This is a genomic window from Micromonospora sp. CPCC 205539 (assembly GCF_036906815.1).
Classification (GTDB): Bacteria; Actinomycetota; Actinomycetes; order Mycobacteriales; family Micromonosporaceae; genus Micromonospora.
In genome coordinates, this window is sequence record NZ_JBAKHW010000001.1 from 158,528 (window position 1) to 172,793 (window position 14,266).

The following is a 14,266-nucleotide window of genomic DNA, read 5'->3' on the forward strand; positions in this document are numbered from 1 at the left end:
CGAAAGGTAAGGCACCGATGAAGAGATACAGCGCGCTCGCGCTGGCGGTCGTTCTCGCCCTCGCCGGCTGCAACGCGAACCCGGACGAAAAGCCGGACGCCGGCGGATCGACCGGCGGCACCGAGAAGGGCGGAACGCTGACGATCCTCAGCGCGTCCAGCGACATCACCTTCGACCCCGCCAAGAGCCAGAACCTGGCGATCACCACCCTGGGGCTGGTGCTGCGCCGACTCACGACCTGGGACGTCCAGCCGGGCAAGCCGGCGCAGGTCGTGCCCGACCTGGCCACCAACACCGGCAAGACCACTGACGGCGGCAAGACCTGGACCTACACGCTGAAGGACGGGCTCAAGTACGCCGACGGCGCGGCGATCACCGCGGCCGACATCAAGTACGGCATCGAGCGCTCCTTCGCGCCCGAACTCTCCGGTGGTCTCGGCTACCACAAGAGCCTGCTGGTGGGCGGCACGGAGTACAAGGGCCCGTACTCCGGAGCCAACCTGGCCTCGGTCGAGACCCCGGACGCGAAGACCATCACCTTCCACCTCAAGACGGCGTACGGCGACTGGCCGTGGATCGCTTCCATGCCGGCGTTCACCCCCGTGCCGAAGGCGAAGGACGACCCGAAGAAATACACCCAGAACCCGGTCGCCTCCGGCCCGTACCAGATCGAGTCGTACCAGCAGGGCGTCGCGGTCAAGCTCTCCCGCAACCCGAACTGGGACGCCGCCACCGACCAGGTCCGCACCGCCGGGCCCGACCACGTCGTCTTCCAGCTCGGCCAGGACACCACGGTCCAGGCGCAGCGACTCATCACCGACTCGGGCGACGACCGCTCGGCCTTCGGCGCCGGCTTCGTGCCGCCGGCTCAGCTCGTGCAGATCGAGCAGAACGCCAGCGCGAAGCAGCGGCTGGTCACGTCGGACGCGGGAGCGCTGTCGTACCTGGCGATCAACACCCAGCGAGGGCCGTTGAAGGACCTCAAGGTCCGCCAGGCCATCCAGTACGCCGTGGACAAGCGCGCCTACCAGGTCGCCTCCGGCGGCGCCATCGGCGGCGACCTGGCCAGCACGCTGATCACCCCGGGCATCGCCGGGCGGGTCGACTACGACCTCTACCCCGCAGACCCGTCGGGCGACGTCGCCAAGGCCAAGCAGTTGCTCACCGAGGCCGGTCAGACGAGCCTGAAGCTCACGCTGCTGTCCGAGAACAGCCAGCCGGACCTCGCCAAGGCCCAGGCGATCCAGCAGGGGCTCCAGCGGGTCGGCCTCACGGTGACCATCAAGCCGGTGGACGAGGACGCCTGGACGGCCGAGGTCACCGGTGACAAGGGTGACTACGACCTGACCGTCTCCAGCTGGCAGCCGGACTTCCCCAGCGCGAACGGCAACATCCAGCCGCTCTTCGCGTCCAGCGAGATCGGCGGCGGGGGCTACAACATGGCGCGCTACTCGCAGCCCGAGGTCGACAAGCTGATCGAGCAGGCCACTGCCGAAATCGACCCGGCGAAGGCGCAGGCCCTGTGGGCACAGGCGGACAAGCGCATCCTGCAGGACGCGCCGGTCGTGCCACTGACCTACACGAAGAACTCGTTCCTGCACGGCTCGAAGGTGCAGAACTTCTTCGTGCCCGCCTTCCCGGCGTACCCCAACTACCTGAAGGTATCGCTGAAGCAGGGATGACGGTCTCCCCCTCGGAGCCACGCCTCGCGACCGCCACCCGGTCACCGCTGCTCGCGGTGGCCGGGCTGGCCGTCTCGTTCGAGGTGGATGGCGAGACGCACACAGCGGTCCGCGACGCGTCCTTCGACCTGCACGGTGGGCGGGTGCTCGCCCTGGTCGGCGAGTCCGGATCGGGCAAGAGTGTCACCGCGATGGCCACCCTCGGCCTGCTGCCGGCCACCGCCCGGGTCAGCGGCAGCATCACCCTGGCAGGCACCCAGCTGATCGGTGCGGAGCCACGCCTGCTGCGCGACGTACGCGGCGGCCGGATCGGCACGATCTTCCAGGAGCCGATGACCGCGCTCAACCCGGTCTTCACCATCGGCGACCAGGTCGCCGAGGCGATCCGAGCCCACCGTACGGTGACTCGTGGCGCCGCTGCCGCCCGCGTCCTGGAACTGCTCGCCACCGTCGGCCTGGACGACCCCACCAGGGTTGCGCGGTCGTACCCGCACGAACTCTCCGGCGGCCAGCTCCAGCGGGCGATGATCGCGATGGCCATCAGCTGCGACCCGGTGCTGCTCATCGCCGACGAGCCGACCACCGCGCTGGACGTTACCGTCCAGGCCGGCATCCTCGACCTGCTGCGTGACCTGCGTAGCCGGCTCGACATGGCGGTCCTGCTCATCACCCACGACATGGGCGTGGTGGCCGACGTCGCCGACGAGGTGGTGGTGCTGCGCGACGGCCAGATCGTCGAGCAGGCCGCCGCCGCGCAGCTCTTCAGCGCCCCGCAGCACGAGTACACCCAGGCGTTGCTGCGCGCCGTACCGAGGTTGCCCGAGCTGCGGCTGGCCGAGCCCGAGCCGACCACGCCGGAGCCGGTCGCACCTCCCGCGCCCGATTCGACCGTGCTGCTGCGCAACGTCGTCGTCGAGTACCCCGGACGCCGGCGCGGCCAATCCGTCCGGGCGGTCGACGACGTCTCGCTGCACATCAACCCGGGCGAGGTGGTCGCGCTGGTCGGCGAGTCCGGCTCCGGGAAGTCCACCCTCGGCCGCGCGCTGGCCGGCCTCGTACCGGTGGCCGCGGGCACGGTGACCGTCGCCGGCATCGATGTGGGGCGCGCCGCCCGGCGTGCCTTCCACGGCCGAGACCTGCGGGACTTCCGCTCCCGGCTCGGCATCGTCTTCCAGGATCCGGCGTCGTCGCTGAATCCCCGGCGGACGATCGGCGCCAGCATCGCCGAGCCCCTGGCGCTTCACACCGACCTGCGTCCGGACGCGCAGCGTCGCCGCGTCGACGAACTGCTGGAAGCGGTCGAGCTGCCCACGCGCCTGCGCGACCGCCACCCGCACGAGATGTCCGGTGGGCAGCGGCAGCGGGTGGCGATCGCGCGCGCCATCGCGCTCGATCCGGCGCTGCTGATCGCGGACGAGCCGACCAGCGCCTTGGACGTCTCGGTGCAGGCGCGAATCCTGGAGCTGCTCCGGTCGGTGCAGCTACGGTTCGGCTTCTCGTGCCTGTTCATCAGCCATGACCTGGCGGTGGTCGAGCAGCTCGCCGACCGCGTAGCGGTGCTGCACCGGGGACGGGTCGTGGAAGAGGGGCCGGCGGCGACGGTGCTGCGGGCGCCCCGGCACCCGTACACCTCTCGGTTGTTGGCGGCGGCGCCGGTCGCCGATCCCACTCAGCAGGCTCTGCGACGGGAGGCGTGGCGTCAGCTCACAGGGTCGTCTCCCCGGTGAGGCCGAAGAAGTCGTGCCACTTCGCGCCACCCGCGAACGCCGTTCCGGTCGACAGGCCGACGTAGATGTCGTTGGTGCTGCCCTTGGTGAACACGATGATGTCGGCCCTGCCATCCCCGTCGACGTCACCGAGATAGGGGAACTCGCCCGCCGTGCAGAAGAAGTCGTTCCACTTCACAGTGGTGCCGACGAACGAGGTGCCGTTGGACAGCGCCGCGTAGACGTCGGCGTCGGCGTTACAGGTGAACGTCACGATGTCGGCCCTGCCGTCGCCGTTGATGTCGCCCACCCGTGGCTGTTCCGAGCCGACCGCGAAGAGGTCGTGCCACAGCGCGCTCGCCCCGAACGACGAGCCCGTCGACCGGGCCACGTGAACGTCCGCGGCTGTTCCCTGGGTGAAGACGATGATGTCCGCCCTGCCGTCGCCGTCGGCGTCGGCCACCGCCGGGTACTCGCCAGCCAGTGCGAAGAAGTCGTGCCATTTGGTGGCCGGGGCGAACGACGACCCGGTCGACAACGACACGTGGACGTCGGCGTTCGCGTCGTGGCTGAAGCTGACGATGTCGTCGCGGCCATCGCCGTTCACGTCGCCGACCGCTGGCACCTCGCCGCCCGGGGAGAAGGAATCGCTCCATCTGGCGCCGGCGGCGAATCCTGTGCCGGTGGAAAGGCCGACGTAGACGTCGCTGGTGGTGCCCTTGCTGAACGTGATGATGTCGTCCCTGCCGTCACCGTTGACGTCGCCGGTCGACTGCTGCTCGCCGTCCAGGCCGAAGAAGTCGTTCCACTTCTGGCTGGTGCCGGTGAAGCCCGTACCGGTCGATGTCGCGGCGTACACGTCGGCCAGCGAACCCTTGGTGAACGTGACGACGTCGGCCTTACCATCGCCGTTGAAGTCGGTCGATGAGCCCGCGTGGTACTCGATGCCGCTCGGCGGGGGTGGCGGCGTGCTGCCCGGAGTGCCGATGATGAGGCTCTTCAGGTAGCGGGCGCCAGCCTGGCTGATTCCGGTGCTGCGGTAGAGACCGGTCTTGAGGTAACTCGACTGCCCGGAATAGAGGGTGCCCGCGCCACGGGGATGCTCACCGAAGACGGTCTGTGTCCCGTTGTGCCAGGCATCCATGGTGGCCACGCTGGCGTTGGTGGAGAACTTCACCCGTACCGTGATGGTCGTTGCCTGTCCGACCACGGCGTCGCCGATGTCGTAGGACCAGGCCCCGTTGTTGCCGTCGAGGTAGTACTTACCGTGACCGATCTTGATTTCGATCGGCGGGGACCCGGTGGAGTTGTTCTTGAATTGCATCACCACCTGCCAGTCGTTCGTCGTCGTCGGGAAGCCGACCGGCAGGTAGTCGGTGAACCGGACGATGTAGGTCTGACCTTCGGTGATGTTCTGGGCTGCTGCCGGCTGCGACTCGTTGCGTTGCTGCCCGCCGGCCAGGTAGAACCGGGCGGCCCTGCCCTGGCCGTCGGGTGACGGCTGAACCGTCGGCCGGCTCACGACGCCCTGGGGCTGGTCGTTCCACGGGGTGTCGAGCCAGCCGGACCACCCGTTGCTGAAGTCGGTGGACCAGAGGATGTTCATGCCCGGCTCGGGCGCGGCCGATGCCGGACCACTTGCAATGGTCGTGCTGGTCAGGGCCAATGCGACCACCACGAGCGCGCGGCGTAGTGAGGTGCTCACGTGGGACCCTCCATCCTGCTGCCCGGCGAAAAGTTCCACCCGAGTAGACCATCGATGAAGATGAATAACAACGTGGTGGGGCGGTCGCGGACCCGGATCACTCGGCCCGTGTCTGGTAGGCGGCTCGGCTGGCCTCGATGTGGGGGACGTGCTCGATGGCCCAGCCGGCGAGGGCCAGCGCGGGCGGGATGAGGCTCTTACCGGTGGGCTCGCCATCGCGGCGGCGATCGGCCTCGTCCTCATCTAGGCCCCTCACCCCCCGGGTCGCGCCGATCATGGAGTTGTGGTGGGAAGCGAATGCGACGAGGCATCCCCACTCAGGCACCACAACTCCATGATCGAATCAGCGAGACGGTCGGAGCGCCGTCAGGCTGGCACGTGGCCGGCCGTCCAGCAGGCCGAGTGGCTGTGGCAGGCGACGTACGCCGTCAGCGCCTCGTGCAGAGCGGCCCGCCGCGTGGCCGGAAGCCCCGCCGCGATGTTGTTGAGCTGGTGGGGGTCGGCGGTCCGGTCGTAGTACTCCCGCTCGCCGTTCGAATACTCGACGTAGGTGTAGGTCGCGGTCCGCAGAGCCTCGTACGTGACGGGGCTGCCGTTGCGCCGGTCCTGGGCGTCGGGGTCGTCGGCCGCCTGGTTGGGCCCGTGGTGCTCGATCAGCGCCCCGGTACGCCAGTTCGGCGCCGGTTCGCCCTGCGCGAGGGGGAGCAGGTTACGCCCGTCGACGTGCGTACCGACGTCGGCAGCGCCGATGCGCTGGAAGGTCGGCGCCAGGTCGATGTTCTGCACGATCTCGGCGCGCTGCGATCCGGCGACGACACCCGGCCCGGCGACGACGAGCGGGACCCGTACGTCGGTGTCGAAGGCGGTCTGCTTGCCGCCGGTGAGCCGGTACTCGCCCATGTGGAAGCCGTTGTCCGAGCTGAACACCACGTAGGTGTTGTCGGCGATTCCGCTCGCGGTGAGCTGGGCGCGCAGGTTGCCGATCAGTCGGTCGACGGCCTGCACGGACTGGGCGCGCTTGCGGAAGTTCTTGTCCAGCGTGCTCTTCTCCTGCGCGGTCAGCGGCCCGTTGCCGGCCAGCCACGACGGCGGGTTGGCGGGCAGCCGGTCGTACGCCGGGGTGCGCGGGGCGGTCAACCCTGGGAAGTCGTCGAGGTCCTGGTTGGCCGGTGTGAACGGGCTGTGCGGGGCGAAGGTCGAGACCTCCAGCAGGAACGGCGTGTTGGCGGCCGCGGAGCGCTGGATGAAGTCCTTGCCCTTACGGGACAGCACGTTGGTCAGGTAGTCGGCCGGCGCGTCGCCGTAGTGGACGATGGTGTGGTTCTCGTTGAGGTCGTAGTTGTACTCCGGGTACCCGTTGCCGGCCACGTACCACTCGGACCAGCCGGGTGGGACGTACGGCGACGAGCCGCCCTGGGTGTCCGCTGGCAGGTAACCATTGAGGTACTTGCCCATGAATCCGGTGCGGTAGCCCTTGTCCTGCAGCACGGTCGCAAAGGTTCGGTTCTCGTTGCCGCGCCCCTTGAAGACCGCGAATCCGCCGTCGTCTCCACCGTTGGTGAACACTCCGGTGTCGTGCGGGAACTGGCCGGTGAGGATGGACGAGCGGGACGGGCAGCACAGCGAGTCGGTCACCGTGTAGTTGGTGAAGGTGGCCCCCTCGGTCTGCAGTTGTCGCACCTGCGGCAGGTACTGCACGAGGTTCCACGCGAGGTCGTCGACGAGCACGAAGATGATGTTGGGTGTGGTGGCGGTGGACGCCGGGGCGGGCTCGGCGCCGCGCGCCGGTGTCCACGCCGCGAGCAGCGCCAGCCCGGCCACGACGGTGGTGGCCAGGAGGCGTCGGTGAGTGATAGCCATGCCGCCGAGCCTGACCGAGATTTGTCAGCATCTATTGAACAAGTGATGATGATCCGATCAATGCCACGGCCGGCACGACCACCGACGCGGTCACGGGCGAGCGGTCGCTAGCGTGTGGCGGTGCCGTTGACGTTCCCCTCACACGCCGCGTTGCCGCTGCCGCTCAAACTGTGGCGGCCGCGCTGGTTCGACGGTGTCGCTCTCGTCGTCGGGGCGGGCGCACCCGATCTGGCGTACGCCCTCGACGGAAGCGGTCTGGCCGTGTACCAACTGGCGCACCGGCCGGTCGGGCTGGTCCTGTTCTGCCTGCCGGTGACCCTGGCGTGCGGGGCGCTCGTGCGCTGGGCCGCGCCGACCATCGCCGTGCACCTGCCGACGCGACCGGTCATGCTGGCGCTGCGGGACTACGGCGTACTGGGCGCGTCCCGGCCCGCCCTGGCGGTGAGCGCCATCTCGGCAGTGTTCGCGGCGGCGACCCATCAGGTGTGGGACCAGGTGACCAACCGAGTGCCGGTGTGGGACTGGGCGTCAACCGTGTTCGGCCTGGTGGGCGCGGTCGCCCTCGCCGCGCACATCGGGCGTCGGCGGCTGCTGCGAAGCTGGCACGGTGACCCGCCCGGCCTTCCGGCGAGGCCGCGCCTGTTCTGGAGCGTCGTCACCGTGACCGTTGCCGTCGGAGGTCTGGTCGCCGCGCACCTGCCCGGCGCCTTCCTGCCGCACACGAGTGGGGCGCGGTTGATCGGAGCGGTGGCGCTCGGACTGCTGGCCGCCGCGGGCGCGCTCAGGGTCGTGGGCGGTCGGGATGCGTCCGCTGACTGCGGATTCCGGCGAGGATGAGGTCGGCGAGCTTGCCGATCACTTGGCCGCGTGCCGTTGGCGGCAGCCGCCGCAGTGCGGCGATGGCCAGCAGGCCGGCCCGGACATCGTCCGCGTCGACGCCGTCGCGGACCGTGCCTGCGGCCCGAGCGCGGGCGACCAGCACGTTCAACGCCTGGGTGTGTTCCCGGCGCTCCTGCTGGAAGGCGGCGCTCAGGTCGCCGGATCCCAGCAGCGCCTCGTTGAGTGCCTGGTCGTGGATCTGCCGGTCGGCGAACTCGAGGACCGTGGTGGACAGCGCTCGCCACGGGTCGGGGTCGTCGAGGGCCCGGCGCATCTGCACACCGCAGGCTTCGACGCGTTCGGCGAGAACCGTGGTGACCAACTCGGTGCGGGTCGGGAAATGACGGTAGAGGGTCGCCACACCGACCCCCGCCCGTCGGGCCACCTCCCGCATGGGCACCTCAAGCCCAGCTGCGGCGAACGTCTCCCGGGCCGCCGCCACGACCCGCTCACGGTTGGATCGGGCGTCGGCGCGCTGCTTCTGAGGCATCTTCACCCGTCCCCCTTCTCACTTAGCCCTCATGGCGGAACGGCTGTTCCACTTCCGGCCTACGGTACGGCTACGGCCACGTTATCGAGGCAGAGGAGCCGCTGATGTTCGCAGTGCAGTTCGACCGGTTCGGTGGTCCGGAGGTCCTTCACCTCGGCACGGCTGACGCACCGTGGCCGCGGGCCGGCCAGATCCGGGTACGCGTTCACGCCGCCGGGGTGTCCCCCGTCGATGTCGGTCTCCGGTCGGGCCGCACTCCGATGAGCGCACGGTTGCCGCTGCCGCACATTCCCGGCGTCGACGCGGCCGGAGTCGTCGACGAGATCGGCGAGGGCGTCGACGGAGTGGCCCTCGGCGACCACGTCTTCGGCGTCGTGGACGTGGCGAAGCTGGGCGGAGGAACCGCGCAGTACGCGGTACTGCAGCTCTGGGCAGACAAGCCGGCGGTCATGTCGTGGGCGCAGGCCGGTGCGGCGGGCTCCAGCATCGAGACGGCCACTCGGGCCCTCGACCTGCTGGGGCTCCAGCCGGGGATGACGCTCCTGGTCGACGGTGCCGCGGGTGGCGTGGGCAGTGTCGCCGTCCAACTCGCCGCGGCCCGTGGCGTTCGGGTCATCGGCACTGCCCGCGCCGACAACCGCGATTTCCTCAGCCAGCTCGGGGCGACGCCGGTCACCTACGGGCCGGACCTCGCGGACCGGGTCAAGGCCCTCGGTGTGGCTCGGGTGGACCGCGCTCTGGATGTCGCTGGCGCCGGGTCCCTGACGCAACTGCTCGAGTTGGTCGGCGACCCGTCAGCGGTGGTGACCCTGGCCGACTTCACCGCCCCCGCGCACGGCGTCCGCCTGTCGATGGGGCAACTGGCCGGTGAGCCCGACGGCCGACACGGCCTCCGCGCGGCGGCCGAGTTGTTCACCGAGGGCCGCTTCACGGTGCCGATCGAGGCGGCCTTTCCCCTCGAGAAGGCGACCGACGCGCATGAGACGGCCGAGCACGGGTCCCGCCGCGGCAAGATCGTCATGATCGTCGACGGCGCGCAGGCGAGCAGTCACCAATCGTGATCCGGTGCTGCAGTTGCGGGATCTCGAAGGGATAGGAGGCCGATAGTGCGGCCCGATTGGCTCATTAGCCCCCGCAGTTGCGCTCGGATAGGGTGGCCGTCATGACGGTGTTCCGGATCGGTGAGGCGGCCGAGCTGCTCGGGGTCAGCGCGGACACCATGCGACGGTGGGTCGATGCGGGACGCGTGGCCGCAGGCCGCGACGAGCAGGGGCACCGCGCGATCAGTGGGGTCGACCTCGCCGCGTTCGTGCAGACCCAGGCCGCTGATCCGGAGGAGCGCGCCGACGAGTCGTCCGCGCGTAACCGGTTGCGCGGGATCGTCACCGCCGTGGTCAAGGACACGGTGATGGCACAGGTCGACATCCAGGCCGGGCCGTTCCGGGTGGTGTCGCTGATGAGCCGGGAGGCCGTCGACGACCTCGGCCTGGACGTCGGATCGGTGGCCGTCGCCGTCATCAAATCCACCACGGTGATGGTGGAGAAGCCCACTCCGACCGCCAGCAACAAGGGGAGGCCCAGTTCGTGAGAGCACGACGGTTCCGCACCGCACTGGCCGCGCTCAGCGCCCTGGCCGCGTTGGGCCTCACCGGCTGTGGCGGCGACGACGCCGCCAGCCCGCAGCCGGGCGGCGGCAGCGTCACCGGCACGATCACGGTCTTCGCGGCGGCGTCGCTGACCGAGTCGTTCACCACCATCGGCAAGGACTTCGAGGCCGCCAATCCGGGTACGAAGGTGACCTTCAGCTTCGCCGGCAGCTCGGCCCTCGCCACCCAGATCGACCAGGGAGCCCCCGCCGACGTGTTCGCCTCCGCCGCCCCCGCGAACATGAAGACCGTCACCGACGCCGGCAACGGCACCCCGACCACCTTCGTGAAGAACCAGCTCGTCATCGCCGTGGGGAAGGGCAACCCGACCGGTGTCACCGGGCTGAGTGATCTCACCAGGCCCGGCGCGAAGGTCGCTCTCTGTGCCGCGCAGGTCCCCTGCGGTGCCGCCGCGAAGAAGGCGCTCGACGCCGCCGGGGTGACACTCACGCCGGTCACCCTCGAGCAGGACGTCAAGGGCGCCCTGTCGAAGGTGAAGCTCGGCGAGGTCGACGCCGCTCTGGTCTACCGGACCGACGCGAAGGCGTCCGCCGCCGACGTCGACGGGGTCGAGTTCCCCGAGTCGGCCGGCGCGATCAACGAGTACCCGATCACCGTGCTGAAGAGCGCGCCGAACAGGGCAGGCGCCCAGGCGTTCGTCGCGTACGTGCTGTCGGACGCCGGCAAGGCCGTGCTCACCCAGGCCGGCTTCCAGGCCCCGTAGGACGTGTCCCCCACCCCGCTTGCGGACGAGGCGAGACGACCGTCGCGTCGCCGACGTCAACGCGTGCCGGTCGCGCTCCTCGTCCCCGCCGCGCTCGGTCTGCTCTTCCTCGTCCTACCCCTCGTCGGGCTCCTGGTCCGTACGCCGTGGAGCACCCTGCCGCAACGGCTGGCCGAGCCTGGCGTCCTCACCGCGCTCCGGCTGTCGCTACAGACGGCCACCCTCGCCACGTTGCTCTGCCTCGCCTTCGGCGTACCCCTGGCCTGGCTCCTGGCCCGGATCGAGTTCCCCGGCCGCCGCGTCGTCCGCGCGCTCGTCACCGTGCCGCTCGTGCTGCCACCCGTGGTCGGCGGAGTGGCACTGCTGCTGGTCTTCGGCCGCCGGGGCCTCCTCGGTGGCTGGCTCGACGCCACCTTCGGTATCACCCTGCCGTTCACCACCACCGGCGTCGTCCTCGCCGAGGCGTTCGTCGCCATGCCCTTCCTCATCATCGCCGTCGAGGGCGCGCTCCGCGGCGCGGACACCCGCTACGAGGAGGCCGCCGCCACCCTCGGCGCCGGCCGCTGGACCACCTTCACCCACGTCACGCTCCCCCTCGTCGCCCCCGGCATCGCCGCCGGGGCGGTGCTCTGCTGGGCCCGTGCGCTCGGCGAGTTCGGCGCGACCATCACCTTCGCCGGCAACTTCCCCGGTCGTACGCAGACGATGCCGCTCGCCGTCTACCTGGCGCTGGAGACCGACCTCCAGTCGGCGATCGTCCTCAGCCTCATCCTGCTCACCGTCTCGGTCACCATCCTGGCCAGCCTCCGCGACCGATGGATCACGGGCCCATGACGAACACCGATCCCAGCCTCGACGCCCACCTCGTCGTCGACCAGGGCACCTTCCGCCTCGACCTGCGGCTGCGGGTCGCCGCCGGTGAGGTCGTCGCGCTGCTCGGCCCCAACGGCGCCGGCAAGACCACCGCTCTGCGGACGCTCGCCGGCCTGGCCGCGCTCTCGGCCGGGCACATCACACTCGGCGGCACCGACCTCGACCAGCCCGAGCACCGGACCTGGGTGCCCACCGAACGCCGCCCGATCGGGGTGGTCTTTCAGGACTACCTGTTGTTCCCGCACCTCAGCGCACTGGACAACGTGGCGTTCGGTCTCCGCCGGCACGGCATCGACCGGCGTGCCGCCCGGGACCAGGCCACCGGCTGGCTCGACCGGATGGGGCTGGCCGACCAGGCCCGGTGCAGACCACGGCAACTCTCCGGCGGCCAGGCCCAACGGGTCGCGCTCGCCCGCGCGCTCGCGGTCCACCCCGCGCTGCTGCTGCTCGACGAACCCCTCGCCGCGCTCGACGCCCGCACCCGACTGGACACCCGCGCCGAGTTGCAACGCCACCTCGGCGCGCACACCGGTGCCACCCTGCTGGTCACCCACGACCCGCTCGACGCGTTGGTCCTCGCCGACCGGCTGGTCATCGTCGAGGCCGGCCGGGTCGTGCAGGAGGGCGATGCCGCCACCATCACCGCTCGACCGCGGACGGACTACGTCGCCCGCCTGGTCGGGCTCAACCTCTACCGGGGCACCGCCGACGGGCTGACCGTGCTGGTTGAGGGCGCTTTCCCGCTCGCCACCGCCGACCAGCACCACGGTGACGTCTTCGTCGCCTTCCCACCGTCGGCCGTGGCCCTGTATCCGACCCGGCCCGACGGCAGCCCTCGCAACACCTGGCCGGCGACCATCAGCGGCATCCAACGCCACGGTGACAACCTGCGCGTGCAACTCGACGGCCCGATCGGGGTGGCCGCGGACATCACCCCGCTCGCCGCCGCCCAGCTTCACCTCGCACCCGGACAACCGGTCTGGGCCGCGGTGAAGGCCACCGAGACCCGCGTCTACCCCGCGAGCGCTCCGTAGGTGGCCGTGCCGACCGAGGCGGCTGCCTACGTTTCCGCTCTGGTGTGGAGGACGTCGCGGGCCTGCTCGGCGGCGCGGGTGATGCTCTCACTCATGAAGTCGAGGAAGCGGGCGATGTTCTCCAGGCGGTTGGCGGCAGGGGTGTGCGAGCCGAGGATGGCGACGCCCTGACGTGCGGTCTCGACGAGCTGGTCGTTGGCTCGGGCGCTGGCGATCGTGGCCTGGTAGAAGAGCTCGTTGTCGACGACGTAGCGGTCGCGGCGGCGTTCGGCGCGTTCCCGACGGACGAGGCTCTGGCCCTCCAGGAAGGTGATCGCCTTGGAGATGGACGCCGGGCTGACCTGGAGGCGCTGGGCGAGCTCGGCGGCGGTGAGGCTGCCCGCATCGGTGGTGAACAGGCAGGTCAGCACCCGGGCCATCATCTTGGGCAGGCCCGAGGCCATGAGGACGGTGGTGAACGTCTCCTCGTAGTCGGCCACAGCTTCGGCGTCTCGCCCGTGCGGCTGAGGGGCTGACTCCGCGCCTCGCGAGGTGGCGGACCCGCGCCGGTGCGCGCGGCGTTCGGTGGCACGGTGGGCCAGGTCGGCGCGGTAGGCGGTGGCACCGCCGTTGCGCATCACCTCGCGCGTGATCGTCGAGGTGGGACGGTCGAGGCGTCGCGCGATCTCGGCGTAGGGGAGGCTGTCGGCCAACCCCAGCGCGATCTGCTGGCGTTCCTGCTGGCTGAGCCTGCCTCCTGGCATCGCGATCTCCTCGGTGATCCTGCACAACGCTTGCTGACGCCCCCACCATAGCGTTCACCTCTGGTCCATTGCAATGATCGGAGAACCGATCGTTGCGTTACCTTCGAGCCCGTTGCAACAATTTTGCCGCGTCTACCTGCAATCACTGCGCTTCAGCGCAACAAGCTTGTTGTCGAGAACTAGAAAGCAACGTAGCTTTTCCCATGTCGGAAACAACGAACACGGGAGAGCATGATGCAGAAGTTCGACACCCCCACCCCGATCTCCGCCGTCCTGAACATCCCCGCCGGACGCATCCAGTTCATCGCGGCGGACCGCACCGACACCACCGTCGAGGTCCGGCCGGCCGACCCCTCCAAGAGCCGCGACACCAAGACCGCTGAGCGGACCACCGTCGACCACACCGACGGCGTCCTGCGGATCACGACCTCGACCGCCAACCAGCTCATCGGCCCCGCCGGAGCCCTGGAGATCACCGTGCAACTGCCCGCCGGCTCGCGCATCGAGGCGAAGACCGCCAGCGCCGAGCTGCGCGGTGTCGGACGCCTCGGCGACGTCGCCTTCGACGGCGCGTACCGGCAGATCAAGATCGACGAGGCCGCGAGCGTCCGCCTCACCGCGATCGACGGCGACGTCGAGGTCGGCCGGCTCACCGGCCCCGCCGAGATCAGCACCGCACGGGGCGACATCCGGATCACCGAGGCCGTGCGCGGCACGGTCGTGCTCCGCACCCAGTCCGGCGACATCTCGGTCACCGCCGCCGCTGGCGTGTCGGCCGCCCTGGACGCCGGCACCGGCTACGGCCGCGTCAGCAACTCCCTGAAGAACGACGGCACCGTCGAGCTCGACATTCGCGCCACCACCTCCCACGGCGACATCACCGCACGCAGCCTCTGAAACCCCTCGCGCAATCAGGAGTGGAAC

The 14,266-nt window shown here is 70.2% G+C and carries 14 protein-coding genes; 9 read left to right on the forward strand and 5 right to left on the reverse strand.

Annotated features, from left to right (window positions below; translation table 11 throughout):
• Positions 1 to 17: 17 nt before the first annotated feature.
• Entirely contained in the window at positions 18 to 1,682 is a 1,665-nt protein-coding gene (locus V6V47_RS00705) for an ABC transporter substrate-binding protein (protein WP_334625931.1), read from the forward strand.
• Positions 1,679 to 3,409 (forward strand): ABC transporter ATP-binding protein, encoded by a 1,731-nt coding sequence (locus V6V47_RS00710; protein ID WP_334625932.1) that lies wholly within the window; start codon positions 1,679 to 1,681, stop codon positions 3,407 to 3,409. The genes V6V47_RS00705 and V6V47_RS00710 overlap by 4 nt, the downstream gene beginning before the upstream one ends.
• Here the strand turns inward: V6V47_RS00710 and V6V47_RS00715 are convergent.
• The 3 genes from V6V47_RS00715 to V6V47_RS00725 all read right to left on the reverse strand — a co-directional run bounded on the left by V6V47_RS00715 (position 3,387) and on the right by V6V47_RS00725 (position 6,953).
• Entirely contained in the window at positions 3,387 to 5,093 is a 1,707-nt protein-coding gene (locus tag V6V47_RS00715) for an FG-GAP-like repeat-containing protein (protein WP_334625933.1), read from the reverse strand. The two genes, V6V47_RS00710 and V6V47_RS00715, sit on opposite strands and share 23 nt — an antisense overlap.
• Positions 5,094 to 5,190: 97 nt before the next feature.
• Entirely contained in the window at positions 5,191 to 5,418 is a 228-nt protein-coding gene (locus V6V47_RS00720) for a hypothetical protein (RefSeq protein WP_334625934.1), read from the reverse strand.
• A 41-nt stretch (positions 5,419 to 5,459) separates the two neighbouring features.
• Positions 5,460 to 6,953 (reverse strand): sulfatase family protein, encoded by a 1,494-nt coding sequence (locus tag V6V47_RS00725; protein ID WP_334625935.1) that lies wholly within the window; start codon positions 6,951 to 6,953, stop codon positions 5,460 to 5,462.
• 120 nt (positions 6,954 to 7,073) lie between these two features.
• On the opposite strand from V6V47_RS00725, the gene V6V47_RS00730 reads away from it, so the two are divergent.
• Positions 7,074 to 7,790: a DUF4184 family protein gene (locus V6V47_RS00730; RefSeq protein WP_334625936.1), complete on the forward strand. Its 717-nt coding sequence runs from the start codon at positions 7,074 to 7,076 to the stop codon at positions 7,788 to 7,790.
• On the opposite strand, the gene V6V47_RS00735 is transcribed toward V6V47_RS00730, so the two are convergent.
• Complete coding sequence (locus V6V47_RS00735; RefSeq protein ID WP_334626227.1) at positions 7,735 to 8,322, reverse strand: TetR/AcrR family transcriptional regulator; 588 nt, start codon at positions 8,320 to 8,322, stop codon at positions 7,735 to 7,737. The two genes, V6V47_RS00730 and V6V47_RS00735, sit on opposite strands and share 56 nt — an antisense overlap.
• Positions 8,323 to 8,426: 104 nt before the next feature.
• On the opposite strand from V6V47_RS00735, the gene V6V47_RS00740 reads away from it, so the two are divergent.
• From V6V47_RS00740 to V6V47_RS00760, 5 genes are all read left to right on the forward strand, one after another.
• Positions 8,427 to 9,383, forward strand: coding sequence for an NADP-dependent oxidoreductase (locus tag V6V47_RS00740; RefSeq protein ID WP_334625937.1), 957 nt, complete (start codon positions 8,427 to 8,429; stop codon positions 9,381 to 9,383).
• 101 nt (positions 9,384 to 9,484) lie between these two features.
• Positions 9,485 to 9,910 carry a TOBE domain-containing protein gene (locus tag V6V47_RS00745; protein ID WP_334625938.1) on the forward strand — a complete coding sequence of 142 codons (426 nt, stop codon included), beginning with the start codon at positions 9,485 to 9,487 and terminating at the stop codon, positions 9,908 to 9,910.
• Positions 9,907 to 10,692, forward strand: a complete 786-nt coding sequence (gene modA / locus V6V47_RS00750) for a molybdate ABC transporter substrate-binding protein (RefSeq protein WP_334625939.1) — start codon at positions 9,907 to 9,909, stop codon at positions 10,690 to 10,692. The genes V6V47_RS00745 and modA overlap by 4 nt, the downstream gene beginning before the upstream one ends.
• Before the next feature lie 3 nt (positions 10,693 to 10,695).
• Complete coding sequence (locus tag V6V47_RS00755; protein WP_334625940.1) at positions 10,696 to 11,526, forward strand: ABC transporter permease; 831 nt, start codon at positions 10,696 to 10,698, stop codon at positions 11,524 to 11,526.
• Positions 11,523 to 12,599 carry an ABC transporter ATP-binding protein gene (locus V6V47_RS00760; RefSeq protein WP_334625942.1) on the forward strand — a complete coding sequence of 359 codons (1,077 nt, stop codon included), beginning with the start codon at positions 11,523 to 11,525 and terminating at the stop codon, positions 12,597 to 12,599. Before V6V47_RS00755 ends, V6V47_RS00760 begins: the two co-directional genes overlap by 4 nt.
• A 26-nt stretch (positions 12,600 to 12,625) precedes the next feature.
• On the opposite strand, the gene V6V47_RS32655 is transcribed toward V6V47_RS00760, so the two are convergent.
• Positions 12,626 to 13,342 carry a helix-turn-helix domain-containing protein gene (locus V6V47_RS32655; RefSeq protein WP_442934170.1) on the reverse strand — a complete coding sequence of 239 codons (717 nt, stop codon included), beginning with the start codon at positions 13,340 to 13,342 and terminating at the stop codon, positions 12,626 to 12,628.
• Positions 13,343 to 13,576: 234 nt separating this feature from the next.
• Here V6V47_RS32655 and V6V47_RS00775 point away from each other — a divergent pair, with 234 nt between their 5' ends.
• Positions 13,577 to 14,239, forward strand: coding sequence for a DUF4097 family beta strand repeat-containing protein (locus V6V47_RS00775; protein WP_334625943.1), 663 nt, complete (start codon positions 13,577 to 13,579; stop codon positions 14,237 to 14,239).
• The last annotated feature ends 27 nt before the right edge of the window (positions 14,240 to 14,266 follow it).